Origin of the sequence: Gillisia mitskevichiae, assembly GCF_003634585.1 — a bacterium.
Lineage (GTDB): Bacteria > Bacteroidota > Bacteroidia > Flavobacteriales > Flavobacteriaceae > Gillisia > Gillisia mitskevichiae.
On record NZ_RBLG01000001.1, the window covers coordinates 781,828 to 807,616 of the forward strand.

Consider the following 25,789-nt stretch of genomic DNA (forward strand, 5'->3'; position numbering starts at 1 on the left):
CTAAGATATTAAAAATCAAGCTATTAGAAAATATTTATCTATAATAAATTTTAGAACATTTATTACTTTATTCCTTTCGGCAGTAATTACATATTTGTTCTTTAGGTTAGGAATTAACTTTAATGTAGACCTTACCTTGCTGAGTATTGCAATTATTTTCCCCTTGGTTTTTACAATTCGCAGTTCATTTAAAAGAAGGGAAAAGGCTTTAGAACATTTAAGTAAATTTTTAAGCTCTTTAAAGACGGTGAAATATTACATTTTAAGTAATGATAAGGTTGTAGAAGATCGAAAAATTGAAGTAGAAAATCTTTTATTTGAGATCAATATAAAAACTATAGAGCATTTGTCTAAAAGAAATGATGACATTAAGGGATTAGACGAAATTGTACACCAAGTATATAGTTTTGTTTCAGATAAGGAAAACCTTATTCCCTATAAGCTTAGGGACAGAGTTTTTAGGTTTATGAAAGATACCCATGAATCTATAGAGAATTTACACGCAATTCACATTCATAGAACACCTATAAGTTTAATGGCCTATTGTGAAGTATTTATTTATATATTTCCTCTTATCTATGCGCCAACAATCATTTATAATTTAGGCTTAAATGATGCAGATTGGATCGCTTATTTTATTGTTCTATTAACCCAGTTTGTATTGATCTCATTATATAATATCCAAAATCAATTGGAATATCCATTTGATAGTATAGGTGTAGATGATATAGATCTTAATAATTTTAAACTAAAGCGATAGCTTTTTTTATTTAATTTGAATTTAAACAAAAGCTCAGCGAAAACATCATTTTATTGATAACCATCAAATATTCTATTTGTTAAATTGAACAGATCTGAAGCTCTAAAATTAGCAGGTAACTGGTTTTCCAATCAAGGATGGAAACCTTTTAAATTCCAGAAAGATACCTGGAAATCTTACCTGCAAAACAAAAACGGACTATTAAATGCTCCAACTGGAAGTGGGAAAACCTATGCTTTGTGGGTTCCAATAGTTTTAGAATACATTAAAAATAATCCAGACTATAAAACCAAACATAAAAAGGGATTAAAAGCCATATGGATCACTCCGCTACGGGCCCTTTCCGTAGAAATAGAGCAATCTGCCAGAAGATTTGCAGAGGAAATGGGTACGCAGTTAACCGTTGGGATTAGAACTGGGGATACTTCCCAAAAAGAGCGTGCTGCCCAAAAACGCATGATGCCAGATCTATTAATTACCACTCCTGAAAGTTTGCAATTGTTGCTTTCTTCAAAGAATTATGCTAAAATGTTTAAAGATCTAAATGCGATCGTGATAGATGAGTGGCACGAAGTATTAGGGACAAAACGCGGAGTACAAGTAGAGTTGGGATTATCCAGACTTAAAACAATTTCTAAAAAACTAAAGATCTGGGGGATTTCTGCAACTATTGGAAATCTTCAGGAGGCAAGAGAAGTATTATTAGGTACAAACTCACAAGCTTACCAAAACTCAGTAATGATCAAGGCAGATCTTAACAAGAAAATAGATGTGCGCTCGATTATTCCTAAGAAAATGGAGAAGTTTCCTTGGAGAGGGCATTTAGGTTTACATTTAATTGCTGAGGTTGTTCCTATTATTAATAATTCTAAGACCACCTTAATTTTCACCAATACTCGATCTCAATGTGAATTGTGGTTTCAGAAATTAATGGAGAAATATCCTGAATTTGCGGGAGATGTGGCGATGCATCATGGAAGTATAAACAAGGAGACAAGACTTTGGGTGGAACAAGCTATAAGAAATGAATCTTTAAAGGCAGTAGTGTGTACTTCTAGTCTAGATTTAGGAGTAGATTTTGCACCTGTAGAAACCATTATTCAAATTGGTGGTCCAAAAGGAGTCGCTAGATTTATTCAGCGGGCGGGAAGGAGCGGGCACCAACCGGGCAAGCAAAGTGTGATCTATTTTTTACCTACGCATGCAATAGAATTGATAGAAGCTTCTGCCTTGCAAAAAGCAGTGAATAAAACTGTGGTAGAAGATAGAATCCCATATTTATTGAGTTTTGATGTGTTAGTGCAATACCTTACCACACTAGCAGTTTCAGATGGTTTTTTCCCTGCCGACATCTATCCGGAGATTAAATCCACTTTCTGTTTTCAAGCCATAACAGATGAGCAATGGCAGTGGGTTCTTAATTTTATCACCAAAGGAAGTCAGAGTTTACAAGCTTATGATGAGTATAAAAAAGTGGAAATAGAGGAGGATGGTAAATTTAAAGTGAACGATAGAGGAGTTGCAATGCGGCATCGATTGCAAATTGGAACGATCGTGAGTGATGCTGTTCTCACGGTAAAATATATGAAAGGTGGCTTTATAGGAAGTATAGAAGAATGGTTTATTTCCAAATTGAAGCCTGGCGATGTTTTCACCTTTGCCGGAAGAAATCTAGAATTGGTGCAAATCAAGAATATGCAAGTAATTGTTAGGGCTTCAAAAAGTAAAACTTCCAGAGTTCCTAGTTGGCAAGGGGGAAGAATGGCGTTTTCTGCACAGATGAGTGAATTACTTCGAGAAGAAATGTATGAAGCAGCAGCTTCAATGGAGAAAGATGCTAATGGAAAATTAAATAAAACTTCAGAAGAATTAAAAGCGCTTAAACCTATTTTCAAGAGACAATTACGCGAATCTATAATTCCTAAAAGCAATGAATTTTTAATTGAAACTTTTAAAACAAGAGAAGGATATCATGCCATTTTTTATCCTTTCGAAGGTAGATTTGTACATGAGGCGCTTGGTAGTTTGCTAGCTTATAGAATCAGTTTGTTGCTTCCAATAAGTTTTACATTGGCATTTAATGATTATGGTTTCGAGTTGCTTTCAGACCAAGAAATAAACATGGAAGAGGTTTTGGATAACAACCTTTTTTCATCGGAATTTTTAATGGACGATCTCTATAAGAGTTTAAATGCTACTGAAATGGCACGAAGGAAGTTCCGGGATGTGGCAGTAATTGCAGGACTTGTCTTTACTGGCTATCCCAATAAACTAATTAAGACAAAACACCTTCAATCCAATTCGCAGTTGCTTTTTAGTGTTTTTAGAGATTATGAAGCAGATAATCTCTTATTTCTTCAGGCTTTTCGAGAAACTTTTGAACATCAGTTGGAAGAAGGCAGATTAAGACAAGCCTTAGAAAGGATTTCGACTCAAGACATTATATGGAAAGCTTGTGAAAAAGCGACTCCTTTTTCATTTCCTATAATTACAGATAGGCTTCGCGAAAAACTGACTTCAGAAAAAGTGGAAGACCGTATTCGTAAAATGCTCAAACAATTAGAAAAGTAATTAAATTTGCAGGGTGATAGAAAAGATCCAGTTAGCTAATCAAACATTTATTTTACATCATTCCGGGACTATGTTTTGGGAAGAACAAGAAATGCTGCTTATAAGCGATGTGCATCTGGGAAAGATCTCGCATTTTAGAAAATATGGAAGTGCTGTCCCGCAGGCTGCTATTTCAGAGAATTTTAGGAGATTGGATCAAGTGGTAAATTTCTTTTCTCCGCTAAGTATTGTTTTTATGGGAGACCTATTTCATAGTTCTTTAAATATGGAGTGGGATCTATTTACAGAATGGATACAAACTATCGACATCCCGGTGATTTTGGTGGCAGGAAACCACGATATAATCTCGGAGCTTAAATATGAAGCTTTAGGAGTGAAGATCTATTCTGAAATTATTATTGGAGATCTTTTATTAACGCATCATCCCGAAGAAAGAGAAGGTTTTTTTAATATATGTGGACACCTTCACCCCGGATTTAAATTAAGAGGCAACGGAAGGCAAATCCTTCAATTACGCTGCTTTTATCAGAACAAGGAACAGTTAATATTACCCGCTTTTGGTGAATTTACAGGCAATTTCTGGATCTCGCCAAATGAAGGAGACCGCATCTTTGCAATTACAAAATCTGAAGTTATTTCAGTTTTTTAAACCTTAGAAATTATGAGTAAGAGAATAGCTGTTTTAAATATGTTATCGGTAATAACCGCCATTTTCGCTAGTTATTATTCCCAGTTAGTTGGTATAAATGGCAATACTATAGGTGGTTTAAGTGCCGAATATAACAATCTCTTTACTCCGGCAGGATATGCATTTGCTATTTGGGGACCAATTTATATAGGGCTTTTAATATTTGTTATTTTTCAAGTCTACAGATCTTTTTTAAATCAGCCTAAGGATGAAAGATTATTTAAAACAGGACCTTGGTTTTTCATAGCGAATTTCGCAAATGCTTCTTGGGTTTTCGCATGGCTCTATGAGTATACTTTACTCTCAATTATTTTAATGCTTATCATGTTAGGCAGCCTTATTGCTATTATTATAAAAAATAATATGGAGCGATGGGATGCCCCTTTTAAGATCATTGGGTTTTTCTGGTGGCCAATTTGCCTGTATTCAGGATGGATAACTGTGGCAACTATAGCAAACATTTCTGCCTACTTAGCAAAACTAGGCTGGAGTGGTGGTTTTCTTACAGAAGTGCAATGGGCCATTATTATGATTATTGTAGCAGCCATAATTAATATCACGATTATCTACACTAGAAATATGAGGGAATTTGCTTTAGTGGGAGTTTGGGCTTTGGTAGCTATTTACGTAAAACAAGTAGATGAACATACGACATTAGCTTATGTAGGTTTAATTGCAGCACTATTAATACTAGTCAATATATCTTACCACGGTTTTATTAATCGCAAGAGCAATCCAATGTACAAAATGATGTTTAAAAATTAAAGCATGCTTTTAATATCACTACCCCATGTTGGATATGCAAATATCATTTTACGCACTATCTCGCAACTGAGATTTCCTGCCATTGCCATAGAAAACAAATTAATGATCTCTGCAGCTTCCGGACCAACTAAGTGAGCTCCTAAGATAAGCCCCGTTTTAGTATCTACTAGTGTTTTATAAGCATATTCATCTGCATTTATTCTTTTCGCATTGAACCAACTTGGCACTAGTTTATTTTCCAGCCTATATTCCAGTCCTTGTGCTTTAGCCTCTTTTTCTGAAAGTCCTACACTCGCAAGATTAGGTAAGGTAAATACAACCGAGGGTTGCGGGGCATATTCTGAAATTGCTGGCATTCCTTTCTTCAAGATATTTTCTGAAACAATTTTCCCTTCTTCTGAAGATAAGGGGGTTAATGGCAAACCATCACTGTCTGATACATCCCCACATGCAAATACACTTTCGTTGCTGGTGTTTTGAAGGTGTTTATTAACAAGAACTCCACGATTACTAAAACTTACATTTCCCTTTTCCAGATCTAGATCTTCAATAGAGGGAATTCTTCCTGCAGTATTAAAAACTAATTCCACTGCTTCTGAAATTTCCTTTCCTTTCTGATTTGCTGTAACTCTAAAATTTTTTCGCAATTTTTCTATTTCAATAACTTCAGCATTAAAAATGAATTTAATCCCTAGCTCTTCTGATGCCTTTTGCAAATGGCTAACCATATCCTCATCAAAATTATGAAGTGGGCGTTCACCGGTATCTATCATAGTAACCTTCACCCCAAATCTTGCGGCAATATGAGCAAATTCCATCCCAATATATCCAGCTCCAATAAAAAGCATGGTTTCTGGTAATTTTCTTAGATTAAGAAAGTCATCACTGGTTAAAGCATGTTCTCTTCCAGGAATCTTAAGCTCTAAAGGGATTTTACCGGTGGCAATAACTATCTTTTTTGCATTTACCGTTTTCCCTTCTACAGAAAGGGTGTTCTTATCTAAGAATTTAGGGGACTGATGATACATTTTAATTCCTAAAGCTTTCAAATCTTTTTCTGTTTTTGCAGGAACCGCGTTCACAAAGGTCTTTTTGAAATCCATTAGATCTTCCCAATTTGTAACTGGCATTTTTACAATTCCTTTTCCCATCATTTTATAGGACCGATCTAAAATTTCTGTAAGACCAAAAAGAACTTTTTTAGGATCACAGCCTCTATTTGGGCAGGTGCCGCCAAATTCTCTATTATCTGTAATAGCTACTTTTAAACCTTCTTTTGCACATGTGGTAGCAACTAGCTTTCCAGCCGTTCCAGAACCAATTACAAAAACATCATACTCTTCAAAACCTGACATACTATTTTTCTTAGATGGAGTTGAAAATTAATTAAAATTGAAGCCTTAAACTTAAATATGTCTGGTTTTAGGCTGAAATTAACATCTACATGTTTAACGAACAAAATTATAAATAGTTCGTAGTATAAGCACCTAGAACCATGTTTCATGGAATTATCTTCATCAATTACTATAATGCTAAATCACGTTTAGTAAGATGGAAGTAAATAGATATTAATATTATACAAATTATTATTAATATTTTGTACGGCTTAGCTTCAGCGATTATCTTTGCCGCAATGAGTAACGCAACTATTGCCCAAACCTTTGCAAAGTCTCTGCAACAGCAGAAACTTGAGAGTTTTATTGCCTCTTCCCAAAATAATCTTACAAAAATTCAATTAAAAGGACTGGTAGGATCTTCTTTATCCTACGTGCTTTCCAATGCTTTTAGCACTTCAGAAAGACCTTTTCTATTGATCTTTAATGATAAAGAAGAAGCTGCCTATTATTTGAATGACCTAGAACAATTAATGGGTGATAAAAATGTACTTTTTTATCCGGGAAGTTACCGCAGGCCTTACGAGTTGGAGGAAACAGATAATGCCAATGTGCTTTTAAGAGCAGAGGTTTTAAACCGAATTAACTCTAGAAAAAAGCCTGCTCTTATTGTTACCTATCCAGATGCGTTATTTGAAAAAGTTGTTACCAGAAAAGAGTTAGAAAAAAGCACTTTAAAGATCGCGGTAGGTGACCAGCTTTCATTAGATTTTGTAAATGAAGTGTTGTTCGAATACAAGTTTACCAGAGTAGATTTTGTAACCGAACCAGGAGAATTCTCTGTGCGTGGAGGAATAATCGATGTGTTTTCCTTTAGTAATGACGAGCCATACAGGATAGAATTCTTCGGAAATGAAGTGGATAGCATAAGAAGCTTCGATGTAGAAACTCAACTTTCAACAGAAAAAGTAAAGAAGATCTCTGTAATGCCAAATGTGGAACACAAACGTTTGGATGAGGTTAGAGAGAGCTTTTTAAAATATATTTCAGAAAAAACCATAGTCTTTATCAAGAATCCAGAATTGCTTTCTGGAGAAATGGATAAATTATTTGGAAAAGCACAAGAGGCTTTTGCTAAATTAGGGGACAACGTTAAACATAATACGCCAGAAGAATTATTTTGTTCCTCCGGGCTTTTAACCCAGCAGCTGGAGGAATTTAGAGTTGTTAATCTTGGTAACATTAATAATCTTAGGAAGAAATCCAGCACTTCCGTAGAAGACGCCGGAGAAGTTATTGAGTTTAATACCAAGCCACAACCTTCGTTTAACAAGCAATTTGAGTTATTAATAGATAACTTAATCGAGAATCAGGAAGCCGGTTATAAGAACTTCATCTTTTGTGTGAGCGAGCAACAAGCTAAGAGATTTCACGATATTTTTGAAGATCAGGAAAGGGAAGTGAAATATAAAACCGTGGTGCTATCGATGTATCAAGGTTTTATAGATGAAGATGCTAAAATGGTTTGTTATACAGATCATCAGATCTTTGAGCGTTACCACAAGTTTCATTTAAAGAATGGGTATGCTAAAAAGCAAGCTATTACTTTACAAGAGCTTACAAATCTAGAAGTTGGAGATTATGTTACCCATATAGATCATGGAATTGGAAAGTTTGGCGGACTTCAGAAGATAGATGTAGAAGGAAAGATGCAGGAAGCCATTAAATTATTTTATGGAGAACGCGATATTTTATACTTGAGCATTCACTCGCTTCATAAAATCTCGAAATTTAACGGTAAGGATGGGAAACCACCAAAAATATATAAACTGGGTAGTAATGCCTGGAAGAACTTAAAGCAGAAAACCAAGGCTAGAGTTAAGCATATCGCTTATAATCTAATTGAATTATATGCAAAACGTAGAACTCAGGAAGGTTTTCAATATGGTCCAGATTCCTATTTGCAGTTAGAATTAGAAGCTTCGTTTTTATATGAAGATACTCCAGATCAAAGCACGGCTACTGCAGCAGTAAAGGAAGATATGGAAAGTCCAAGACCCATGGATCGCTTGGTGTGTGGAGATGTTGGTTTTGGTAAAACTGAAGTTGCAATTCGAGCAGCTTTTAAAGCTGTAGATAACGGCAAACAAGTGGCTATTTTAGTGCCAACTACTATACTCGCCTTTCAGCATCATAAAACCTTTAGCGAACGATTAAAGGATTTCCCAGTGACCGTAGATTATTTAAATAGGTTTAGAACGGCAAAGGAACGTAAGCAGACTCTAGAAGACCTAGAAAATGGAAGAGTCGATATTATTATTGGGACACATCAATTAGTGAGTAAAGCCGTAAAATTCAAAGATCTTGGGTTGTTGGTTGTAGATGAAGAACAAAAATTTGGAGTAGCGGTAAAGGATAAATTGAAGACCATTAAGGAAAATGTGGATACACTTACATTAACCGCAACGCCAATTCCGCGTACACTTCAGTTCAGTCTTATGGCTGCAAGGGATCTTTCTACTATTACCACACCGCCGCCCAACAGATATCCTATTGAAACTAATGTGATCAGGTTTTCAGAAGAAACTATTCGCGATGCTATCTCTTATGAGATCCAACGTGGAGGACAGGTTTTCTTTATTCATAATAGAATTGAAAACATTAAGGAAGTTGCGGGACTGATCCAGCGCTTGGTGCCAGATGCTAAAGTGGGTATAGGTCATGGGCAAATGGAAGGAAAGAAACTTGAAAACTTGATGCTTGGTTTTATGAATAGTGAGTTTGATGTGTTGGTATCTACAACGATCATTGAAAGCGGATTGGATGTAACCAATGCAAATACCATCTTTATTAACAATGCCAATAACTTCGGATTATCAGATCTGCACCAGATGCGAGGTAGAGTAGGACGAAGCAATAAAAAGGCATTTTGTTATTTCATAACTCCGCCATATTCTGCAATGACAGACGATGCCAGAAAGAGAATTACTGCTTTAGAGCAATTTTCTGATCTTGGAAGCGGAATTAACATCGCCATGAAGGATCTTGAAATTCGTGGAGCGGGAGATCTTTTGGGAGGAGAACAAAGCGGATTTATTAGTGATATAGGTTTTGATACGTATCAGAAAATATTGAATGAAGCGATTGAGGAGCTTAAGGAAAACGAATTTAAAGATCTATATGAGCAAACCGAAGATGTGGATCAGAAAGTCTTTGTTAAGGATGCGCAAATAGATACCGATTTTGAGTTGTTGTTCCCAGATGATTATATAAATAACATCTCAGAAAGATTGAGTCTTTATACAAAGCTGAACAACTTGAAGACCGAGGAAGAACTTCAAAAATTTGAAGCAGATCTGGAAGATCGATTTGGCGAGTTGCCTACACAAGCCATAGATCTTTTAAATAGTGTTCGTATAAAATGGATCGCGGCTCATATTGGTTTAGAGAAAGTGATCATGAAAAAAGGTAAGTTAATTGGATACTTTATAGCAGATCAACAATCTAAATTCTACCAAACTCCAATTTTCTCCAAAGTTTTACAATATGTACATTCTCATACACATTCTTGTACTATGAAGGAAAAGCAAACCAGAGCAGGTTTAAGATTATTGCTAACTTTTGAAAAGATCTCTTCTATAGAAAAAGCTTTAAAAGTTTTGGAACCCTTAGATTTTAGAGTAAAAGTGGAGGAAGAGGCTAAAGCTTAATTTAATAATAGCGTTGCTCTTTACAAGTTATTTTATTGGAGCCATTATATTCTATATAAATGTATATATGATCACCTGTACCAATATTAATTCCAGTTACTCCATTCTTAAAATAAATGTCTGCTCCAGAATAGTGATATTTTTGAACACATAGTTCCTCCATCTCCCAATATTCGCTGGTTATATTTATAGGATCGCCTAATATGCTCTTAAGCTGTAGTTCGGATGAAGAATAAGATATTTGATCATTTTAACCTGATTTTCAGGAATGCTACTCAATTGAGCCTGAGTATATAAAATTCCAGTAAAAATCACTAATAAAGTTAAAACGGTATTTCTCATATTTTTAGTTGCCTAAATTATTAGATTATAAATCAATTAATTCTTTTCAACTTAATTGTTTCTTTTTGATTTTTCAAGGCTAACAATTCTAATCCTTCGGAATTAAGATTTTTTATTATAAAAGCATAAGTTCCTTCATGATTACTATAGGTTTCTGCAGAGTCTTCCAAATTGACCTTGATTGCAGTATCATAACCGAAAAGAGTATCTGTATTAATGGTGAGTGCTCGATGCGCAATAAATGAAAATGTGAGGTATTGTATGTAATTGTCAGTTATTACTAAGGCCGGGAATTTCCCATTCTCATCGGAAGAAAATGCCATCACATTCTTTTTATTTTTATTTTGAAGCAACATATTCACCCCAGATTGAGGAAAGTTTTTGCTATTAAAGATTTGGAGATCAGCAAAAAATCGATCTTGAGAATCTAACTTTTTCTTTTTTATGAATTCTAAAGACTTTTTATTCTCTCCTTCCAGCTTTTTATAATTAAGAATTAAGCTGTCATTATTAATATAATAATCTCCTCTAGAAATAGTCTTTTCTCCTAAATGTTCATGTGTTATATTAGTGAAAGTACCATTTTCATTAAAGTTATAGACAACTCCAATGTCCGATGCAATAATCTTGGAATCGAATAATTTATATTCGCCAGATATTTCTTGCGCTTCAATTAAACTGAAGCAGAAAAAGGTAAGAGTAATGAAAATCGCATGTTTAAATAATTGCATTTAGTTTTTATAAATGGTTGAGAACTAAAATATACAATGGAATATTAACTAATAATCTAAAAATATAAAAAAGCATTCTCCAAATGCTCGATTTTGGTTCCAGAACTATTTTTTATGATTGCAATAATATCGAATCGAACTTCTACTTCTAGTTCATGTTCGGTAACAAAGAAATTCACAGCTTTTACAAGATTCTGGATTTGTTTGCCTTTTACAAACTCCTGTGGATTCCCAAAATCTGGAGTGCTCCGGGTTTTAACTTCTATTATAGCCAAAACATCCTTTTTTCTGGCAATAATATCTACTTCTGCTTTTTGATATCTAAAATTTCGGACTACGATCTTATAGCCGTGTTTTAAAAGGTATGAAACCGCTAAGTCCTCTCCCTTTTTACCGAGTTCGTTGTGAGATGCCATTTATTGTACATTGTTGTTTCTTAGGGAAATAATAATGACTTAAATGTACTATTTTTCAGTAGATTACATAATATTCGATCTTGAAGCTTTACTAAGATTTAAATAATATAGCCTTAACCTTAAGATCCATTTCTTTAATTTCTTCAGGAGTGGCCTTCACGATATGATCTCCATAAAATTTATTTTTTGGCTCCTTTTCTGGCGCAAGAAATACATGAAGATTAGATTTTTCTAATTTTCCATCATTCCATAAAGTTGCACCGCTGTAATCCCAGCCAAAGCCATAGAAAGAAATTGGTTTTTCATTCATTTCCGTCAATTCATCGTAGGTAGACCCTATTTTTATTGAGGTTTTACTTTTCCATTTTCCGTTGGAGTCCATTCTAATATCCTCTATCTGAGTTCTATTTTTATCTTTCCAAGTAATATGCAACTCATCTGGTGAATTAGGTGAGATCACTGTGTATGCGCGTTCTTCGGTTCCTTCTTCAAATAAACCAACATCTTCAGTGATCACTTCATTTGGAAAAGCATCTTTAATGCTAGTGGCATTCATCTCTAACAGATCTTCAACAAAAAATTGTTTAGAAGTTGGTGCTGTTGTGTTTTTGGATGAATTACACGAAACAATGAGTAGAATAGCCGATAAAAGGAAAAACTTGCGCATATATTTTATTTTAGGCTAAAATGGAGTTCTAACAGGACATAGGCATTGTCTTTTGCAATAATTTAACGCTTAGTATTTAGCAGTTGCTTACCTTTGCAGCCTTAAATCCCTCGCTGAGGGTTTTAATTTATCATCCCAATAGCTATTGGAATGCCTGTATTTATTAAAAGTATTTTCTTCCCGGGAAATCGGGATATATCTCTTGGGCTTGGCTCAAGATTATTAATTAAATTATAGAAGCTAATGAGCAATTCACCACAACGATATACTATTACCGCAGCTTTACCTTATACAAATGGGCCAATTCATATTGGGCATTTAGCGGGGGTTTATGTGCCTGCAGATATTTATGCAAGATATTTAAGAATGCAAGGGAAAGATGTGGCTTTTGTATGCGGAAGTGATGAACATGGTGTTGCTATCCCAATGAAGGCTAAGAAAGAGGGAATTTCGCCACAGCAATTAATAGATAAGTATCATGGCATTATCAAACAATCCTTCGTGGATTTTGGAATGACATTCGATAATTATTCCAGAACCTCTAGTAAGATTCATCATGACACAGCCTCAGAATTTTTCAAGAAGTTATATGAAGACGGAAAATTTATAGAAGAAACTACCGAGCAATTATACGATATAGAAGCAAATCAGTTTTTAGCAGATCGATTTGTTACTGGGACTTGCCCTAAATGTGGCAATCCTGAAGCCTATGGCGATCAATGTGAAAGTTGCGGAAGTTCTTTAAATGCTACCGATCTTATTAATCCAAAATCGGCTATTACAGGTGCAGTTCCTAGTATGAAAGAGACCAAACACTGGTTCTTGCCTTTAGATCAATATGAAGATTTCTTGAGAGAATGGATCCTGGAAGGGCATAAAAAAGATTGGAAAGCTAATGTCTACGGACAAGTAAAATCTTGGGTAGATGAAGGATTGCGTGCACGTGCAGTAACTCGAGATCTGGAATGGGGAATTCCTGTTCCGGTAGAAGGAGCTGAAGGGAAAGTATTATATGTTTGGTTCGATGCTCCAATTGGTTATATCTCGGCTACTAAAGAATGGGCAGCTCGTGAAGGAAAGAACTGGGAAGATTACTGGAAAAAAGAAGACACCAAAATGGTGCATTTTATAGGAAAGGATAATATAGTATTTCACTGTATTATTTTTCCAATTATGTTGAAGGCTGAAGGAAGTTATATACTTCCTGAAAATGTGCCAGCTAACGAATTTTTGAATTTGGAGGGGAAAAAGCTTTCCACTTCTAAGAACTGGGCAGTTTGGTTACATGAATATTTGGAAGATTTCCCAAATCAGCAAGATGTGTTAAGGTACACACTTACTGCTAATGCTCCTGAAACTAAGGATAACGATTTTACTTGGAAAGACTTTCAAGCCAGAAATAATAATGAATTAGTTGCGATCTTCGGAAATTTCATTAACCGTGCAGTTGTGCTTACAGATAAATATTATGAAGGAGTAGTACCAGCACCAGGAGAATTCTCTGAAGTAGATGAACAAACCTTAGCAACAGTTAAGGCATATCCAGCGGTGATAGCTAGTTCTATAGAACGATACAGGTTTAGAGAAGCTCAAGGAGAGTTAATGAACTTGGCACGACTTGGAAATAAATATTTAGCCGATGAGGAGCCATGGAAAGTGGTAAAATCAGATCCAGAACGTGTAAAAACAGTAATGTTTGTGGCGCTTCAGATCTCGGCTGCATTAGCAACATTGAGTGAGCCTTTCTTACCATTTACTTCTGAAAAATTGAAAGCTATTTTAAAGATCTCTTCTGAAGAAGCTGCTCCTAAATGGGGAGAAGTGTCAGAAAAAGAGATATTGATTCCTGCAGGACATAGTATTGGGAAAGCAGAATTGCTTTTCAGTAAAATTGAAGACGAACAAATTCAACAACAACTATATAAATTGGAAGCTACAAAAGCAGCTAATGAAGCCGATAATAAAAAAGCTGAGCCTCAAAAAGAGGAGTCAACTTTCGAGGATTTCACCAAAATGGATCTTCGTGTTGGGACCATTGTTGAAGCTTCTAAAATGCCAAAAGCGGATAAACTTTTAGTTTTAAAAGTAGATACCGGTATCGATGTAAGAACTATTGTTTCGGGAATTGCTAAAAGTTTTAAGGCTGAAGAAATTATCGGTAAGAAAGTCACTGTTTTGGTGAATCTTGCTCCGCGAAAATTACGTGGTGTAGAAAGCCAGGGAATGATCTTGATGACAGAGAATGCAGAAGGGAAATTGGTGTTTTTGAACCCAGATGAGGAAAACGTGAAGAACGGGACTATAATTAGTTAGGTCAAGTGTTAAGTAGTTCTCGACTCCGCTCGAACTGACATTCCAGTTTTGTCACCTCGAGCGGAGTCGAGAGGTCTTTTGGCTTTTGTGAATGCAATTTGTGTTTTTAAATCTGGTATTGTCACCTCGAGCGTCCCGATAGCTATCGGGAGAGAGGTTATCACCTAAATAGCTGGTTATGAAATTCTATTATGTATATATAGTCGAATGTTCAGACATGCTTTTATATACAGGTATCACAAATAATCTAGTTCGAAGAATAAATGAACACAATTCAGGCTTAAATAAATCGTGTTTCACCTATAAAAGAAGACCTATAAACCTCATTTTTAGCCAAGAATTCAGTGATGTGAATCAAGCTATCTACTTTGAAAAGAAAATTAAAAAGTGGAGTGCATTTAAGAAAAGAGCTCTGTCAAATGAAGATGATTTATTATTACATCTTTTAGCTGAATGCAGGAATGACTCACATTTTAGAAATAAAGATTAAATTAGTTCTAGACTCTTGATAGTTCTCGACTCCGCTCGAACTGACAATCGAGTATGTGTCTCCTCGAGCGTCCCAAAGCTATTAGGAGTGAGGTTTTTTAATAATAACAATCAATGCTCAAAATAGCATACCATCCTATTTTTAAACATCCTTTACCAGATGGACATCGGTTTCCTATGGAGAAATATGATCTGCTACCAAAGCAATTGCTCCACGAAGGAACTTGTACCATGGAGAATTTCTTTCAACCGGAGCTGGCAGAAATGTCCAATATTTTGGCTGTTCATAATAAGGAATATGTAAACAACCTATTGAATCTTGCTATTGAAAGCCGAGCTGCCAGAAAAATAGGCTTTCCACTTTCTAAGGAGCTAATTCAAAGAGAACTTATTATTGCAGATGGTACCATGAAAGCATGCGATCATGCTCTGGAATATGATATAGCAATGAATATTGCAGGGGGAACACATCATGCCTACTCCAGTCATGGGGAAGCTTTTTGCTTGTTGAACGACCAGGCAATCGCAGCTAAATACCTTCAGAAGAAAAAGGGATTAAAAAAGATTCTTATTGTAGATCTGGATGTGCATCAGGGAAATGGGACGGCAGAGATCTTTCAAGATGATACTTCAGTATTTACATTTTCAATACATGGAAAAAATAATTATCCTTTTAGAAAAGAGAAATCCGATCTGGATATTGAATTGGCAGACCAAACCGGCGATAAAGAATATCTTCAAATATTACAAAAAAATCTTCCAGAACTAATTGATAAAACGAAGCCGGAATTTATTTTTTATTTAAGCGGAGTGGATATCCTTTCAACAGACAAACTGGGGAAACTGGGTTGTACAATTGGTGGTTGTAAAGAGCGGGATCGTTTTGTTTTGCAAACTTGCCACGATCTCAAGATTCCGGTTCAAGTAAGCATGGGCGGAGGCTATTCGCCAGATATTAAAATTATATTAGAAGCTCACGCAAATACTTTCCGATTGGCACAAAAGATCTATTTTTAAATTTCTTGATTGTCAATAATAACAATCTTCTCCAAAAAAATAAGCCTATCCTCTTATAAATGCAGTTCTCATTATCGATACTCTTTAAAATTATATATCTTAGAAGCAGATTAAAATTTTGAATTAAGTATGAGCAGTTACCACATAAAGAACTTAGAAGAATATTACCAAGTATATAGGAAATCGGTGCGGGATCCGGAAAATTTCTGGGCAGAGATCGCCGAAGAACATTTTGTTTGGAGAAAGCCATGGAATAAGGTGTTGGAATGGGATTTTTCTAAACCTGAAGTTAAATGGTTTGAAGGGGCTCAATTAAATATTACTGAAAACTGTATAGACAGGCATTTGGCTACTAAGGCAGATAAAACTGCTATCATATTTGAACCGAATGACCCTTCAGAAAAAGCACAACATATTAGTTATAAGCAGCTACACGAAAAAGTATGTGCTTTTGCAAATGTGTTAAAAGATCAAGGCATTAAAAAAGGAGATCGGGTATGTATTTATTTACCTATGATCCCAGAACTGGCTATTTCAGTATTAGCTTGTGCGCGAATAGGAGCTATACATTCTGTAGTATTTGCAGGATTTTCAGCAACTGCTTTGTCTACCAGAATAAATGATTGTGAATGCAATATGGTGATCACTTCCGATGGTTCTTTCCGCGGAACTAAAAAAATAGATCTTAAAGGAATTGTAGATGAAGCTTTGGAGAACACACCAACCATAAAATCTGTTTTGGTGGTGAAGCGTACCGAAGCTGATATCGATATGAAAGAGGGAAGAGATCAATGGTTGCAGCCGCTTTTAGATAAAGCAGAAAAGGACTGTCCTATTGAAATAATGGATGCAGAAGACCCACTTTTCATATTATATACATCTGGATCTACCGGGAAGCCGAAGGGTATGATGCATTCAACAGCGGGTTATATGGTTTATAGCGCCTACACTTTTAAAAATGTATTTCAATATCAAGAAGGGGATGTTTATTGGTGTACTGCCGATATTGGTTGGATCACCGGGCATAGTTATATAGTTTATGGGCCTTTGGCAAATGGTGCAACTACTGTAATGTTTGAAGGGGTTCCAAATTTTCCAGATTTTGGACGCTTTTGGGAGATCATAGAAAAGCATAAAGTGAATCAGTTCTATACAGCACCAACTGCAATTCGTGCCTTGGCTAAGGAGAAATTAGATTATGTAGACAATCATGATCTTTCTTCCCTTAAAGTTCTAGGAACCGTGGGAGAGCCAATAAATGAAGAGGCATGGCATTGGTATAATGATAACATTGGGAAAAAGAAAAGCCCGATAGTAGATACCTGGTGGCAAACAGAAACAGGAGGGATCATGATCTCACCTATTCCATATTGCACACCAACCATTCCTACCTATGCAACCTTGCCTTTACCCGGAATTCAGCCGGCATTAATGGATGAACAAGGAAAAGAGATCAAGGGGGACCAAGTTGATGGTCGCTTGTGTATCAAATTTCCATGGCCCGGAATGGCTAGAACTATATGGGGAGATCATAAAAGATATAAAGACACCTATTTCTCTGCTTTCGAAAACAAATATTTTACGGGAGATGGAGCTTTGAGAGATGCAGTAGGTTACTATAGAATTACAGGAAGAGTAGATGATGTGATCATTGTATCTGGACATAATTTGGGAACTGCGCCAATAGAAGATGCTATCAATGAGCATCCGGCGGTTGCAGAATCTGCTATTGTTGGATTCCCACACGATGTGAAGGGAAATGCACTCTACGGTTATGTTATTCTGAAAGAAACAGGGGAATCCCGAATTCATGATAACCTAAGAAAAGAGATCAATCAGATCATTACAGAACACATAGGGCCTATCGCAAAATTGGATAAAATTCAGTTTACTGAAGGTTTACCAAAAACGAGATCCGGAAAGATCATGAGAAGGATCTTGAGAAAGATCGCCTGTAAGGAAACAGATAATCTAGGGGATACCAGTACTTTGCTTAATCCAGAAGTGGTGCAGGAGATCATGGATAAAGCTTTATAATTTTTTAAATTAAGTAAATAAAGAAAGCGCCAAGAAGTTGAGTCTCCTTGGCGCTTTCTTTTATATAATTGTAAATGTTATTTACTCTTGTACTATTTTCCTAATAGTAGCAATTCACTACAAACGATCTCTGTTACATATCTTTTAACTCCTTCCTTATCTTCGTAACTGCGGGAAGTTAGTTTTCCTTCAATGCCCACTTCCTTACCTTTTGGAACGTAGTTTTCAACTATTTCGGCAGTCTTGCCCCAAGCAACCACATTGTGCCATTGAGTATCTGTTATTTTATCCCCTTTTGCATTTTTATAGGATTCATTGGTTGCCATGGTGAATTTCGCCAGGATCTTACCTGATTCAAGATGTACGATTTCAGGATCATTACCTACGTTCCCGATCAATTGAACTTTGTTTCTTAAAGTGCTCATAACTATAGAATTTATTGCAGTTGAAAATCATTGGTTCATTTCAACAAGACAAATGTATGTGAGCACTTCAGCGGTATTCGGTTGGGAAAGGTTTGTTTTCGTTTACTTGCGTTTGTAAGCGTTTGTTGTCGGATACTAAATAGTATTAAATCCTAATTTTATGTTCTGAATACCATAAATTGCGACACCTTAAAGCTGAATTCAATGAAAATAAATATCCGTCAAGAATCAAAGAAAGATCATAAAATAGTGTTTAATATTATTGAATGCGCTTTCAGAAATGAGGAAAATAGCGATCATAAAGAGCAACATTTAGTAAACAGACTGAGAGATTCTTCTGCATTTATCCCGGAATTATCATTGGTAGCCGAAGCTAATGATCAAATTTTAGGGCATATCCTTTTAACTAAGATCAAAATAATTAATAAGGAGCAGGAATTCGATTCTTTAGCTTTGGCGCCGGTTAGTGTTTTGCCGGAATTTCAAAATAAAGGAATTGGTGGTAAGTTGATTGAAGAAGCCCATTTAAAAGCGAAGCAGCTTGGATATAGATCTATAATCGTACTGGGTCACGAAAAATACTATCCAAAGTTTGGATATAAATTACTGGAACAATTTGGGATTTCGCTTCCTTTTGAGGTGCCTAAAGAAAATGCACTAGGAATTGAATTAGTTAAAAATGGACTGGATGGGGTGAATGGAATTGTGCGCTATCCTTCAGCATTTAACGAATAAAGGAATTCATTTAAATTATAAATTCAAGGATTTATAAAAAATGATTAAACTTGTTATTTCTCATGTTCCTGCGAGTCAGAATATTGATACCATATTGAATCACTTTTTTCGTAATATTACCTAAGAATAGAGTGCACTTTTTATGAGCGATTTATAGATTTTGCCTAATTGTAATATATGGTATTCCTAAGCATTATAGAAACTTCGCTCCCGCTTACCAATCCGGTATTAAAATTCCTGATAATTCTAATTATCATTTTAATTGCACCTATACTTCTAGGAAAACTTAAGATCCCACATATTTTAGGGCTAATTATTGCCGGAGCCATCATAGGACCTAATGGATTTAATTTGCTGTTAAGGGATAGCGGTATTATTCTTTCTGGAACAGCCGGACTTCTTTATATTATGTTTTTAGCAGGCCTGGAAATAGATATGGCCGAATTTAAACGGAACAGTTCCAAAAGTTTAATTTTTGGGATGTATACATTTCTTATTCCTATGATCTTGGGAATGCTTGTAAGCATCTACATTCTCGATTTCCCCTTGGTTACCTCAGTGTTACTTGCCAGTATGTTTGCATCACACACTTTGATCGCTTATCCTATTTTAAGCAAATTTGGAGTTACAAAGAACAGGGCCGTAAATATTGCAGTGGGAGGCACAATGATCACAGATATTCTTGCTCTTTTAGTCTTGGCGGTAATAGTGGGAATGCATAGTGGCGAGGTTAATTTGCAATTCTGGATCAAACTTTCTGTTTCTATTCTAATTTTCGGCGTTATAGTTCTCTATTTATTTCCAATAATTGGAAGATGGTTTCTTAAGAGATATCAAGATAAAGTTTCACAATACATATTTGTGCTGGCCATGGTCTTTTTTGGATCTTTTCTTGCTGAGGTGGCAGGAGTAGAAGCTATTATTGGTGCTTTTCTTACAGGACTTGCATTAAATAAGTTGATCCCAGCTACATCCCCTTTGATGAATAGAATAGACTTTGTGGGAAATGCCATTTTTATCCCTTTCTTTTTAATTGGAGTGGGAATGCTGGTAAATTATAAAGCTTTTATTTCAGACTTTGAAACTATAAAAGTAGCTGCTGTCATGACGATCACGGCGACCTCTTGTAAATTCATAGCTGCCTGGCTCACTCAAAAAACGCTCAAATTTAGTGTTAACGAACGCAGGCTGATCTTTGGTTTAAGCAATGCCCAAGCAGCAGCAACTTTAGCGGCAGTTCTAATAGGTTATAATATAATAATAGGGGAAACCACAGATGGAGAGCCCATTAGGTTATTAGGGGAGAGCATTTTAAACGGTACAATTATTATGATCTTGATCACTTGTACCATTGCCACATTTGTAGCACAAAAAGGAGCGCAGAATATCTCGTTTTCCGGATCTCAATTTTTAGAAAGGGAAGAAGATGAAACCGAAGAAAGGATCCTGATCCCAATAAGTAATCCAGACACCGTAGAAGAACTTATTAATTTTAGCACTCTCATAAAATCCAAGAATAATATTAATGGATTGTATGCCTTGAACATTGTTATTAATAACACATCCACTGCAGAGGAGAAGTTGAAAGCTAAAAAAATATTAGAAAAAGCAGTAGAATTGGCTGCCTCTACAGATATTTTTTTACAACGATTATTAAGATATGATCTTAACATTATAAACGGGATTACCGGAGTTATTAAAGAAAATAATATCACAGATCTGGTGCTGGGGTTTCATTCTAATAAAAGTATTTCAGAAAACTTCTTAGGTAAACTCACCAACGGACTCTTGGCAAATAGTGGCGCTACAATTTTTGTGTATAGATCTGAACAACCAATTGCCACCATTAAGAGATATATTATAATAATGCCTGCATTTACAGAAAACGAGATTGGTTTTCCTTTATGGCTTCTAAAAGTTTGGAATATTTCTAGAAATACCGGTGCAAAACTACTTTTTTATGCCCCAGATAGAACCTTAAAGATCTTGCAGGAGATCCAAAAGCAACACCAAATTGAGGCGGAGTTCAAAAGTTATAATAATTGGGGTAATTTTTCAGAAATCTCAGAGCAGGTTAATGTAAATGATAATATTCTTCTTGTTCTAAGCAGGGAGAATTATCCTTCCTATAATAGGCAAATGCAGAATGTTTCAGATTATATCAACAACTATTTCCCGAGCAATAGTTTTATTTTGATCTATCCAAAGCAATTAGACGTTTCTGAAGATATTTTGATGGGTCTTAACAATCCATCTTTATTACCACCAATCGAAAAATTAGATAAAGTAGTTACTACAATATTTAATTACTTTAAGCAGAGATCTTAACTCCTTTTTAATAAATGGGATATGTTTGAATTAATAAAGATTATTCTTTTTTAACTTGTAGTCCTATTTATTTACAATTTCAAATCCAGATTAATGTCACTAGCGATCATACAAGAACAAGAATATAATAAGCTAGATTTCACCAAAAACCCTTTAACCAGAGCAGAGTATGAACTATGCGTATTTGCTTCTTGTGATTTTTCAAATTCGGATCTTTCAAACAGCAAGTTTATAGAATGTGAATTTATAGATTGCAATTTGAGTTCTTCAAATATTTTTGGGTCATCCTTTCAGGAAGTGAAATTTGAAGACTGCAAGATGCTAGGTGTTAGATTCGACCTTTGTGATAACTTCGGATTAACGATAGATTTCACCAATTGCCAATTAGATCACTCCTCTTTCTATCAGTTGAAATTGATAAATTTCAGCTTTTTAAATAGTAAGCTAAAGGAAGTAGATTTTACGGAAGCAAATCTCACTAAGGCGAGCTTTGATAATTGTGATCTCTCGGGAGCCATTTTTGAACGCAGTAATTTAGAAAGGTCAAATTTTAATACTGCCTTTAATTATTCTATAGATCCTGAAAGTAATAAGCTAAAAGGTGCTTTCTTTTCGATCCCTGCTGTTACTGGGCTATTAGATAAATACAAACTTAAAATAGCAGTTCAGTAATAATAAGTATCTTAAACCAATAATAATTTTACTTCAGTAGAAGTCATCTAGATTAAAACATATGAATTTAAAATCCTCCTTTAGTTTCCTCATAATTTCTCTGCTTTGTATTGGATTGAATGCACAGGAAACCGAGAAAAAAGTATTAACGGCAGAAGACTATGAGCAGGCGGCAAAATTTCTTCCTTCTAATGTGTATCCTCTAACCGATCTTGCTACTGTAAGGCCAAACTGGTTAAAAAACGGAAATTTTTGGTATGTAATCAATAAAAATTCTGAAGCTAAGTATGTTTTGGTAGATGCCAAATCTGGAAAAAAGAAAGAATCTTCAGATCTAACGGAATTATTGGATGATTCTGAAAGGAATAAGGTTGTTATTCAGAAGCCAAGCATTAATAATTATGTGCTTTCTCCAGATGGTAAAAAAGCGGCTTATATAAAAGATTGGAATTTATGGATGATGGATTTGGAATCTGAAAAAGAGATCCAGCTTACTACAGATGGAATTGAGAATTTTGGATATGCTACAGATAATGCAGGATGGAGAAAAAGTGATCGCCCAATTCTACTTTGGTCTCCAGATTCTAAAAAGATCTCCACTTATCAGCAAGATCAACGACATGTGAGCGATATGTATCTGGTGTCTACTAATATTGGTGCTCCTAATTTGCAAAGCTGGAAATACCCTTTGCCACAGGACGAAGATATTATACGTATTCATAGAGTTATTATAGAAGTTGATGCTCCTAAAGTGATCAGGTTGCAATTGCCGCCAGATCCAAGAAGAGGAACTTTATGTGATGATATTTCCTGCGAAGGCAGTTTCGATGATAATCAGTGGAATGCAGATGCTAGTAAATTGGTATTTGTTTCTACTTCTAGAGATCATAAAATTGCAGGGCTCAGAATTGCAGATGCGAATACTGGAGAGGTAAGAAATATTTTTGCTGAAGAAGTTGAAACTCAATACGAATCTGGTCAAGGCGCTATTAACTGGAGATATTTGCCGAAATCTAAAGAAGTTATTTGGTATTCTGAAAGGGACGACTGGGGGCATTTATATCTTTATGATCTTGAAACAGGGAAGTTGAAGCATCAGATCACCAAAGGAGATTTTGTGGTTACTCAGCTTTTAAAAATAGATGAAAAGACCAGAAAATTATATTTTCTTGCAAATGGAAAGGAAAATGGGAGAGATCCATATTTCACTCATTTTTATAGCGTGGACTTCAGCGGAAAAAACTTAAAATTATTAACTCCAGAAGATGGAAATCACAGTGTAAATATAGCTCCAGAAAGTAATTATTTTGTAGATACGTATTCGCAGCCAAATGTTTCTCCAGTTTCAGTATTAAGAGATCTCAACGGCAAATTAATCTCAGAATTAGAAAAAGCTGATCTATCAAGATTGGAAGCAATCGGTTGGAAACCGGCAACCCCTATAAAAGTAAAATCTAATGATGGAAAATGGGACTTGTACGGCCTCATGTTTGTTCCAACAGATCTTGATACTTCAAAGAAATATCCTGTTGTAAATTATATATATCCTGGTCCGCAAGCTGGTGGAGTTGGTAGTAGATCTTTTGCGCCTGCGAGAAGAGATCATCAAGCCTTGGCAGAACTTGGATTTATTGTGGTGGTAATAGATGGAACTTGCAATCCAGATAGATCAAAATCTTTTCATGACGCCTGTTATGGAAATATGGCAGATAATACTTTGAAAGATCAAATTTCAGGGATCAAGCAATTGGCAGAAAAATTTGGATATCTGGATCTGGACCGAGTAGGGATCTGGGGACATTCAGGAGGTGGTTTTGCTACTGCTTCAGCAATGTTTAACTATCCGGAATTCTATAAAGTTGGTATTTCTGAATCTGGAAATCATGATAGTAGAAATTATGAGGATGATTGGGGAGAACGGTATATAGGACTTATGAAACTAGATGAAGAAGGAAATTCAAATTACGACGATCAGGCGAACGCGGTTTTAGCTAAAAATCTTCAAGGGAAGCTAATGCTCGCTCATGGCGGATTAGACGATAACGTGCCTCCTTATAACACGTATTTGGTGGTTGATGCCTTGATAAAGGCTAATAAAGATTTCGATCTGGTGATCTTCCCCAATGCAAGACATGGTTTTGGGCAGGACAGTAACTATATGATGAGAAAAAGATGGGATTATTTTGTAACCCACTTAATGGGAGCAACACCTCCAAAGGAATTCGATTTTAGTGCTAACTAATTAGGAAGATGGACTTTAAGCCCAAAACAGAAAACTATAAGCAGAAAGTTAAAAACAGTTTCAACTCCCAGAAATTTATGGATTTTATAGGAGCTAAACTGATGAAAATTGAACCTGGGTTTTGTGAGATCCATTTACCATACAATGATAACTTAACCCAGCAAGATGGTTTTTTTCATGCGGGTATTATAAGCACACTCGCAGATAATGCTGCTGGATATGCAGCTTTTTCACTAATGGAAGAAGCTGCGTCTGTTCTCGCTGTAGAGTTTAAGCTTAATTTGATCTCTCCGGGAATTGGAGACTTGCTAATTGCCAGAGCAAATGTCCTGAAAACTGGCAGAACTTTAAGTGTTTGTAGAGCAGATGTTTTTGTTATGAAAGATGGAGTAGAGAAGCTTTGTGCAGCATCTCAGGCAACACTTATTCAGATTAAAAAACCTTAAAAAGTTTAATTAAACAGTTAATAAATAATATACAAATCGTCGAGCACCCGGCTCTAGCGTGGTATTTTTGAAGAAAACAAATAAATTTAGATTATGAGAAAGTCAATTTTATTAGGTGCTTTAAGTGTAATGATTAGCTTTTCTGCCTTTGCATTTCAAGAGATGGAGGATGTGAAAATTGAAGTGATCCCAGTAAATGATAATATTTATATGCTTGTTGGAGCAGGAGGGAATATTGGAGTTTCTATTGGAGAGGATGGAGTTTTTATGATAGATGACCAATTTGCACCCTTATCCGAAAAGATCTTGGCCTCTATAAAAACGCTAAGCGAGAAATCGGTGAAATATTTGGTGAATACACATCATCATGGAGATCATACTGGAGGAAATTCAAATTTTGAAAAACAAGGAACACTCATCTTTGCTCATGAAAATGTTAGAAGGCGTTTAAAAGAAGATGAGAAAAATACAGATCAATCTGGATTACCAGTGATCACTTTCGATCATAAAATGCAATTGCATTTAAATGGGGATGATATTATGGCGGTTCATGTACACAATGCTCATACAGATGGAGATGCGCTAATCTATTTCCCTAAAAGTAATGTACTGCATACTGGAGACACTTTTTTTAATGGGATGTTTCCTTATATAGATCTTAAAAGTGGCGGTAGTGTAGCGGGAGATTTAGAAGCAGCAAAGACAGGGCTTATGCTTATCAATGAAAACACCAAGATCATTCCAGGGCATGGAGCTATGGCGAGTTATGCCGATTATGAGAATTATTTAAAAATGTTAGAAGGAATTCATGCTAACGTAAAAACTGCCATTGCTGAAGGTAAAAGTAGGGAGCAGATTATAGCAGACGAAAGCCTTACAAATGATTTCATTACAGATGCCGCTGCAGAAAAGGCATTTATCAATGGTCCTAAGATTCGCGGAACTTACTATGATAGTTTAAAAAGCGAAAAGTAAATACCAGAATATTTTATTTGATTTAAAATGGCTTCAATTTTAAAAAAAAAGCTGTCTAAAATATTGTGATTTCAATAATTAAAAAGATAAAATTTAGAGATCAAGGAAGGTTATATGCTTAGAAAT

The 25,789-nt window shown here is 35.5% G+C and carries 22 protein-coding genes; 15 read left to right on the forward strand and 7 right to left on the reverse strand.

Translation table 11 applies throughout. From position 1 onward, the window contains the following. Window positions 1–94 precede the first annotated feature (94 nt). The 4 genes from BC962_RS03610 to BC962_RS03625 all read left to right on the forward strand — a co-directional run bounded on the left by BC962_RS03610 (window position 95) and on the right by BC962_RS03625 (window position 4,784). The gene (locus BC962_RS03610; protein WP_245984006.1) at window positions 95–760 is read left to right on the forward strand and encodes a hypothetical protein; all 666 of its coding nucleotides are present in this window, start codon (window positions 95–97) and stop codon (window positions 758–760) included. A gap of 84 nt (window positions 761–844) precedes the next feature. Next, window positions 845–3,331, forward strand: a complete 2,487-nt coding sequence (locus tag BC962_RS03615; RefSeq protein ID WP_121344526.1) for a ligase-associated DNA damage response DEXH box helicase — start codon at window positions 845–847, stop codon at window positions 3,329–3,331. A 13-nt stretch (window positions 3,332–3,344) separates the two neighbouring features. Beyond that, window positions 3,345–3,980: a ligase-associated DNA damage response endonuclease PdeM gene (gene pdeM / locus BC962_RS03620; RefSeq protein WP_121344527.1), complete on the forward strand. Its 636-nt coding sequence runs from the start codon at window positions 3,345–3,347 to the stop codon at window positions 3,978–3,980. Between the two features lie 12 nt (window positions 3,981–3,992). Then, on the forward strand, window positions 3,993–4,784 hold the full coding sequence (locus BC962_RS03625) for a tryptophan-rich sensory protein (protein ID WP_121344528.1): 792 nt from the start codon (window positions 3,993–3,995) through the stop codon (window positions 4,782–4,784). Here BC962_RS03625 and BC962_RS03630 read toward each other — a convergent pair. Then, window positions 4,781–6,139, reverse strand: a complete 1,359-nt coding sequence (locus tag BC962_RS03630; RefSeq protein ID WP_121344529.1) for a dihydrolipoyl dehydrogenase family protein — start codon at window positions 6,137–6,139, stop codon at window positions 4,781–4,783. The two genes, BC962_RS03625 and BC962_RS03630, sit on opposite strands and share 4 nt — an antisense overlap. Before the next feature lie 278 nt (window positions 6,140–6,417). Between BC962_RS03630 and mfd the strand changes: the two genes are divergently transcribed. Then, a complete protein-coding gene (gene mfd, locus BC962_RS03635) occupies window positions 6,418–9,828 on the forward strand; it encodes a transcription-repair coupling factor (RefSeq protein WP_121344530.1) in 3,411 nt (1,136 codons plus the stop codon). A gap of 1 nt (window position 9,829) precedes the next feature. On the opposite strand, the gene BC962_RS16305 is transcribed toward mfd, so the two are convergent. From BC962_RS16305 to BC962_RS03650, 5 genes are all read right to left on the reverse strand, one after another. Continuing rightward, a complete protein-coding gene (locus BC962_RS16305; RefSeq protein ID WP_183075438.1) occupies window positions 9,830–9,991 on the reverse strand; it encodes a hypothetical protein in 162 nt (53 codons plus the stop codon). A gap of 35 nt (window positions 9,992–10,026) precedes the next feature. After that, window positions 10,027–10,170: a hypothetical protein gene (locus BC962_RS16310; protein ID WP_183075439.1), complete on the reverse strand. Its 144-nt coding sequence runs from the start codon at window positions 10,168–10,170 to the stop codon at window positions 10,027–10,029. A 32-nt stretch (window positions 10,171–10,202) separates the two neighbouring features. Beyond that, the gene (locus BC962_RS03640) at window positions 10,203–10,901 is read right to left on the reverse strand and encodes a hypothetical protein (protein WP_121344531.1); all 699 of its coding nucleotides are present in this window, start codon (window positions 10,899–10,901) and stop codon (window positions 10,203–10,205) included. Window positions 10,902–10,957: 56 nt separating this feature from the next. Next, entirely contained in the window at window positions 10,958–11,317 is a 360-nt protein-coding gene (locus tag BC962_RS03645; RefSeq protein ID WP_121344532.1) for a YraN family protein, read from the reverse strand. 91 nt (window positions 11,318–11,408) lie between these two features. Continuing rightward, window positions 11,409–11,984, reverse strand: a complete 576-nt coding sequence (locus tag BC962_RS03650) for a hypothetical protein (protein WP_121344533.1) — start codon at window positions 11,982–11,984, stop codon at window positions 11,409–11,411. 243 nt (window positions 11,985–12,227) lie between these two features. Here BC962_RS03650 and metG point away from each other — a divergent pair, with 243 nt between their 5' ends. From metG to acs, 4 genes are all read left to right on the forward strand, one after another. Next, window positions 12,228–14,297 (forward strand): methionine--tRNA ligase, encoded by a 2,070-nt coding sequence (gene metG / locus BC962_RS03655; RefSeq protein ID WP_121344534.1) that lies wholly within the window; start codon window positions 12,228–12,230, stop codon window positions 14,295–14,297. Window positions 14,298–14,475: 178 nt separating this feature from the next. Continuing rightward, window positions 14,476–14,787: a GIY-YIG nuclease family protein gene (locus tag BC962_RS03660; protein WP_121344535.1), complete on the forward strand. Its 312-nt coding sequence runs from the start codon at window positions 14,476–14,478 to the stop codon at window positions 14,785–14,787. A 113-nt stretch (window positions 14,788–14,900) separates the two neighbouring features. Then, on the forward strand, window positions 14,901–15,803 hold the full coding sequence (locus tag BC962_RS03665) for a histone deacetylase family protein (RefSeq protein WP_121344536.1): 903 nt from the start codon (window positions 14,901–14,903) through the stop codon (window positions 15,801–15,803). 129 nt (window positions 15,804–15,932) lie between these two features. Next, complete coding sequence (gene acs, locus BC962_RS03670; protein WP_121344537.1) at window positions 15,933–17,840, forward strand: acetate--CoA ligase; 1,908 nt, start codon at window positions 15,933–15,935, stop codon at window positions 17,838–17,840. A gap of 92 nt (window positions 17,841–17,932) precedes the next feature. Here acs and BC962_RS03675 read toward each other — a convergent pair whose 3' ends face one another. After that, window positions 17,933–18,265, reverse strand: a complete 333-nt coding sequence (locus BC962_RS03675) for a single-stranded DNA-binding protein (protein WP_121344538.1) — start codon at window positions 18,263–18,265, stop codon at window positions 17,933–17,935. Between the two features lie 204 nt (window positions 18,266–18,469). Here BC962_RS03675 and BC962_RS03680 point away from each other — a divergent pair, with 204 nt between their 5' ends. The 6 genes from BC962_RS03680 (at window position 18,470) to BC962_RS03705 (ending at window position 25,663) form a co-directional block, all read left to right on the forward strand. After that, window positions 18,470–19,000, forward strand: coding sequence for a GNAT family N-acetyltransferase (locus BC962_RS03680; protein ID WP_121344539.1), 531 nt, complete (start codon window positions 18,470–18,472; stop codon window positions 18,998–19,000). Between the two features lie 177 nt (window positions 19,001–19,177). Then, window positions 19,178–21,328 (forward strand): cation:proton antiporter, encoded by a 2,151-nt coding sequence (locus tag BC962_RS03685; RefSeq protein ID WP_121344540.1) that lies wholly within the window; start codon window positions 19,178–19,180, stop codon window positions 21,326–21,328. A gap of 93 nt (window positions 21,329–21,421) precedes the next feature. Further along, window positions 21,422–22,000: a pentapeptide repeat-containing protein gene (locus BC962_RS03690; RefSeq protein ID WP_121344541.1), complete on the forward strand. Its 579-nt coding sequence runs from the start codon at window positions 21,422–21,424 to the stop codon at window positions 21,998–22,000. 61 nt (window positions 22,001–22,061) lie between these two features. After that, window positions 22,062–24,242, forward strand: coding sequence for a S9 family peptidase (locus tag BC962_RS03695; RefSeq protein ID WP_121344542.1), 2,181 nt, complete (start codon window positions 22,062–22,064; stop codon window positions 24,240–24,242). Window positions 24,243–24,250: 8 nt separating this feature from the next. Continuing rightward, window positions 24,251–24,688 carry a PaaI family thioesterase gene (locus tag BC962_RS03700; RefSeq protein ID WP_121344543.1) on the forward strand — a complete coding sequence of 146 codons (438 nt, stop codon included), beginning with the start codon at window positions 24,251–24,253 and terminating at the stop codon, window positions 24,686–24,688. 93 nt (window positions 24,689–24,781) lie between these two features. Next, entirely contained in the window at window positions 24,782–25,663 is an 882-nt protein-coding gene (locus BC962_RS03705) for an MBL fold metallo-hydrolase (RefSeq protein WP_121344544.1), read from the forward strand. The last annotated feature ends 126 nt before the right edge of the window (window positions 25,664–25,789 follow it).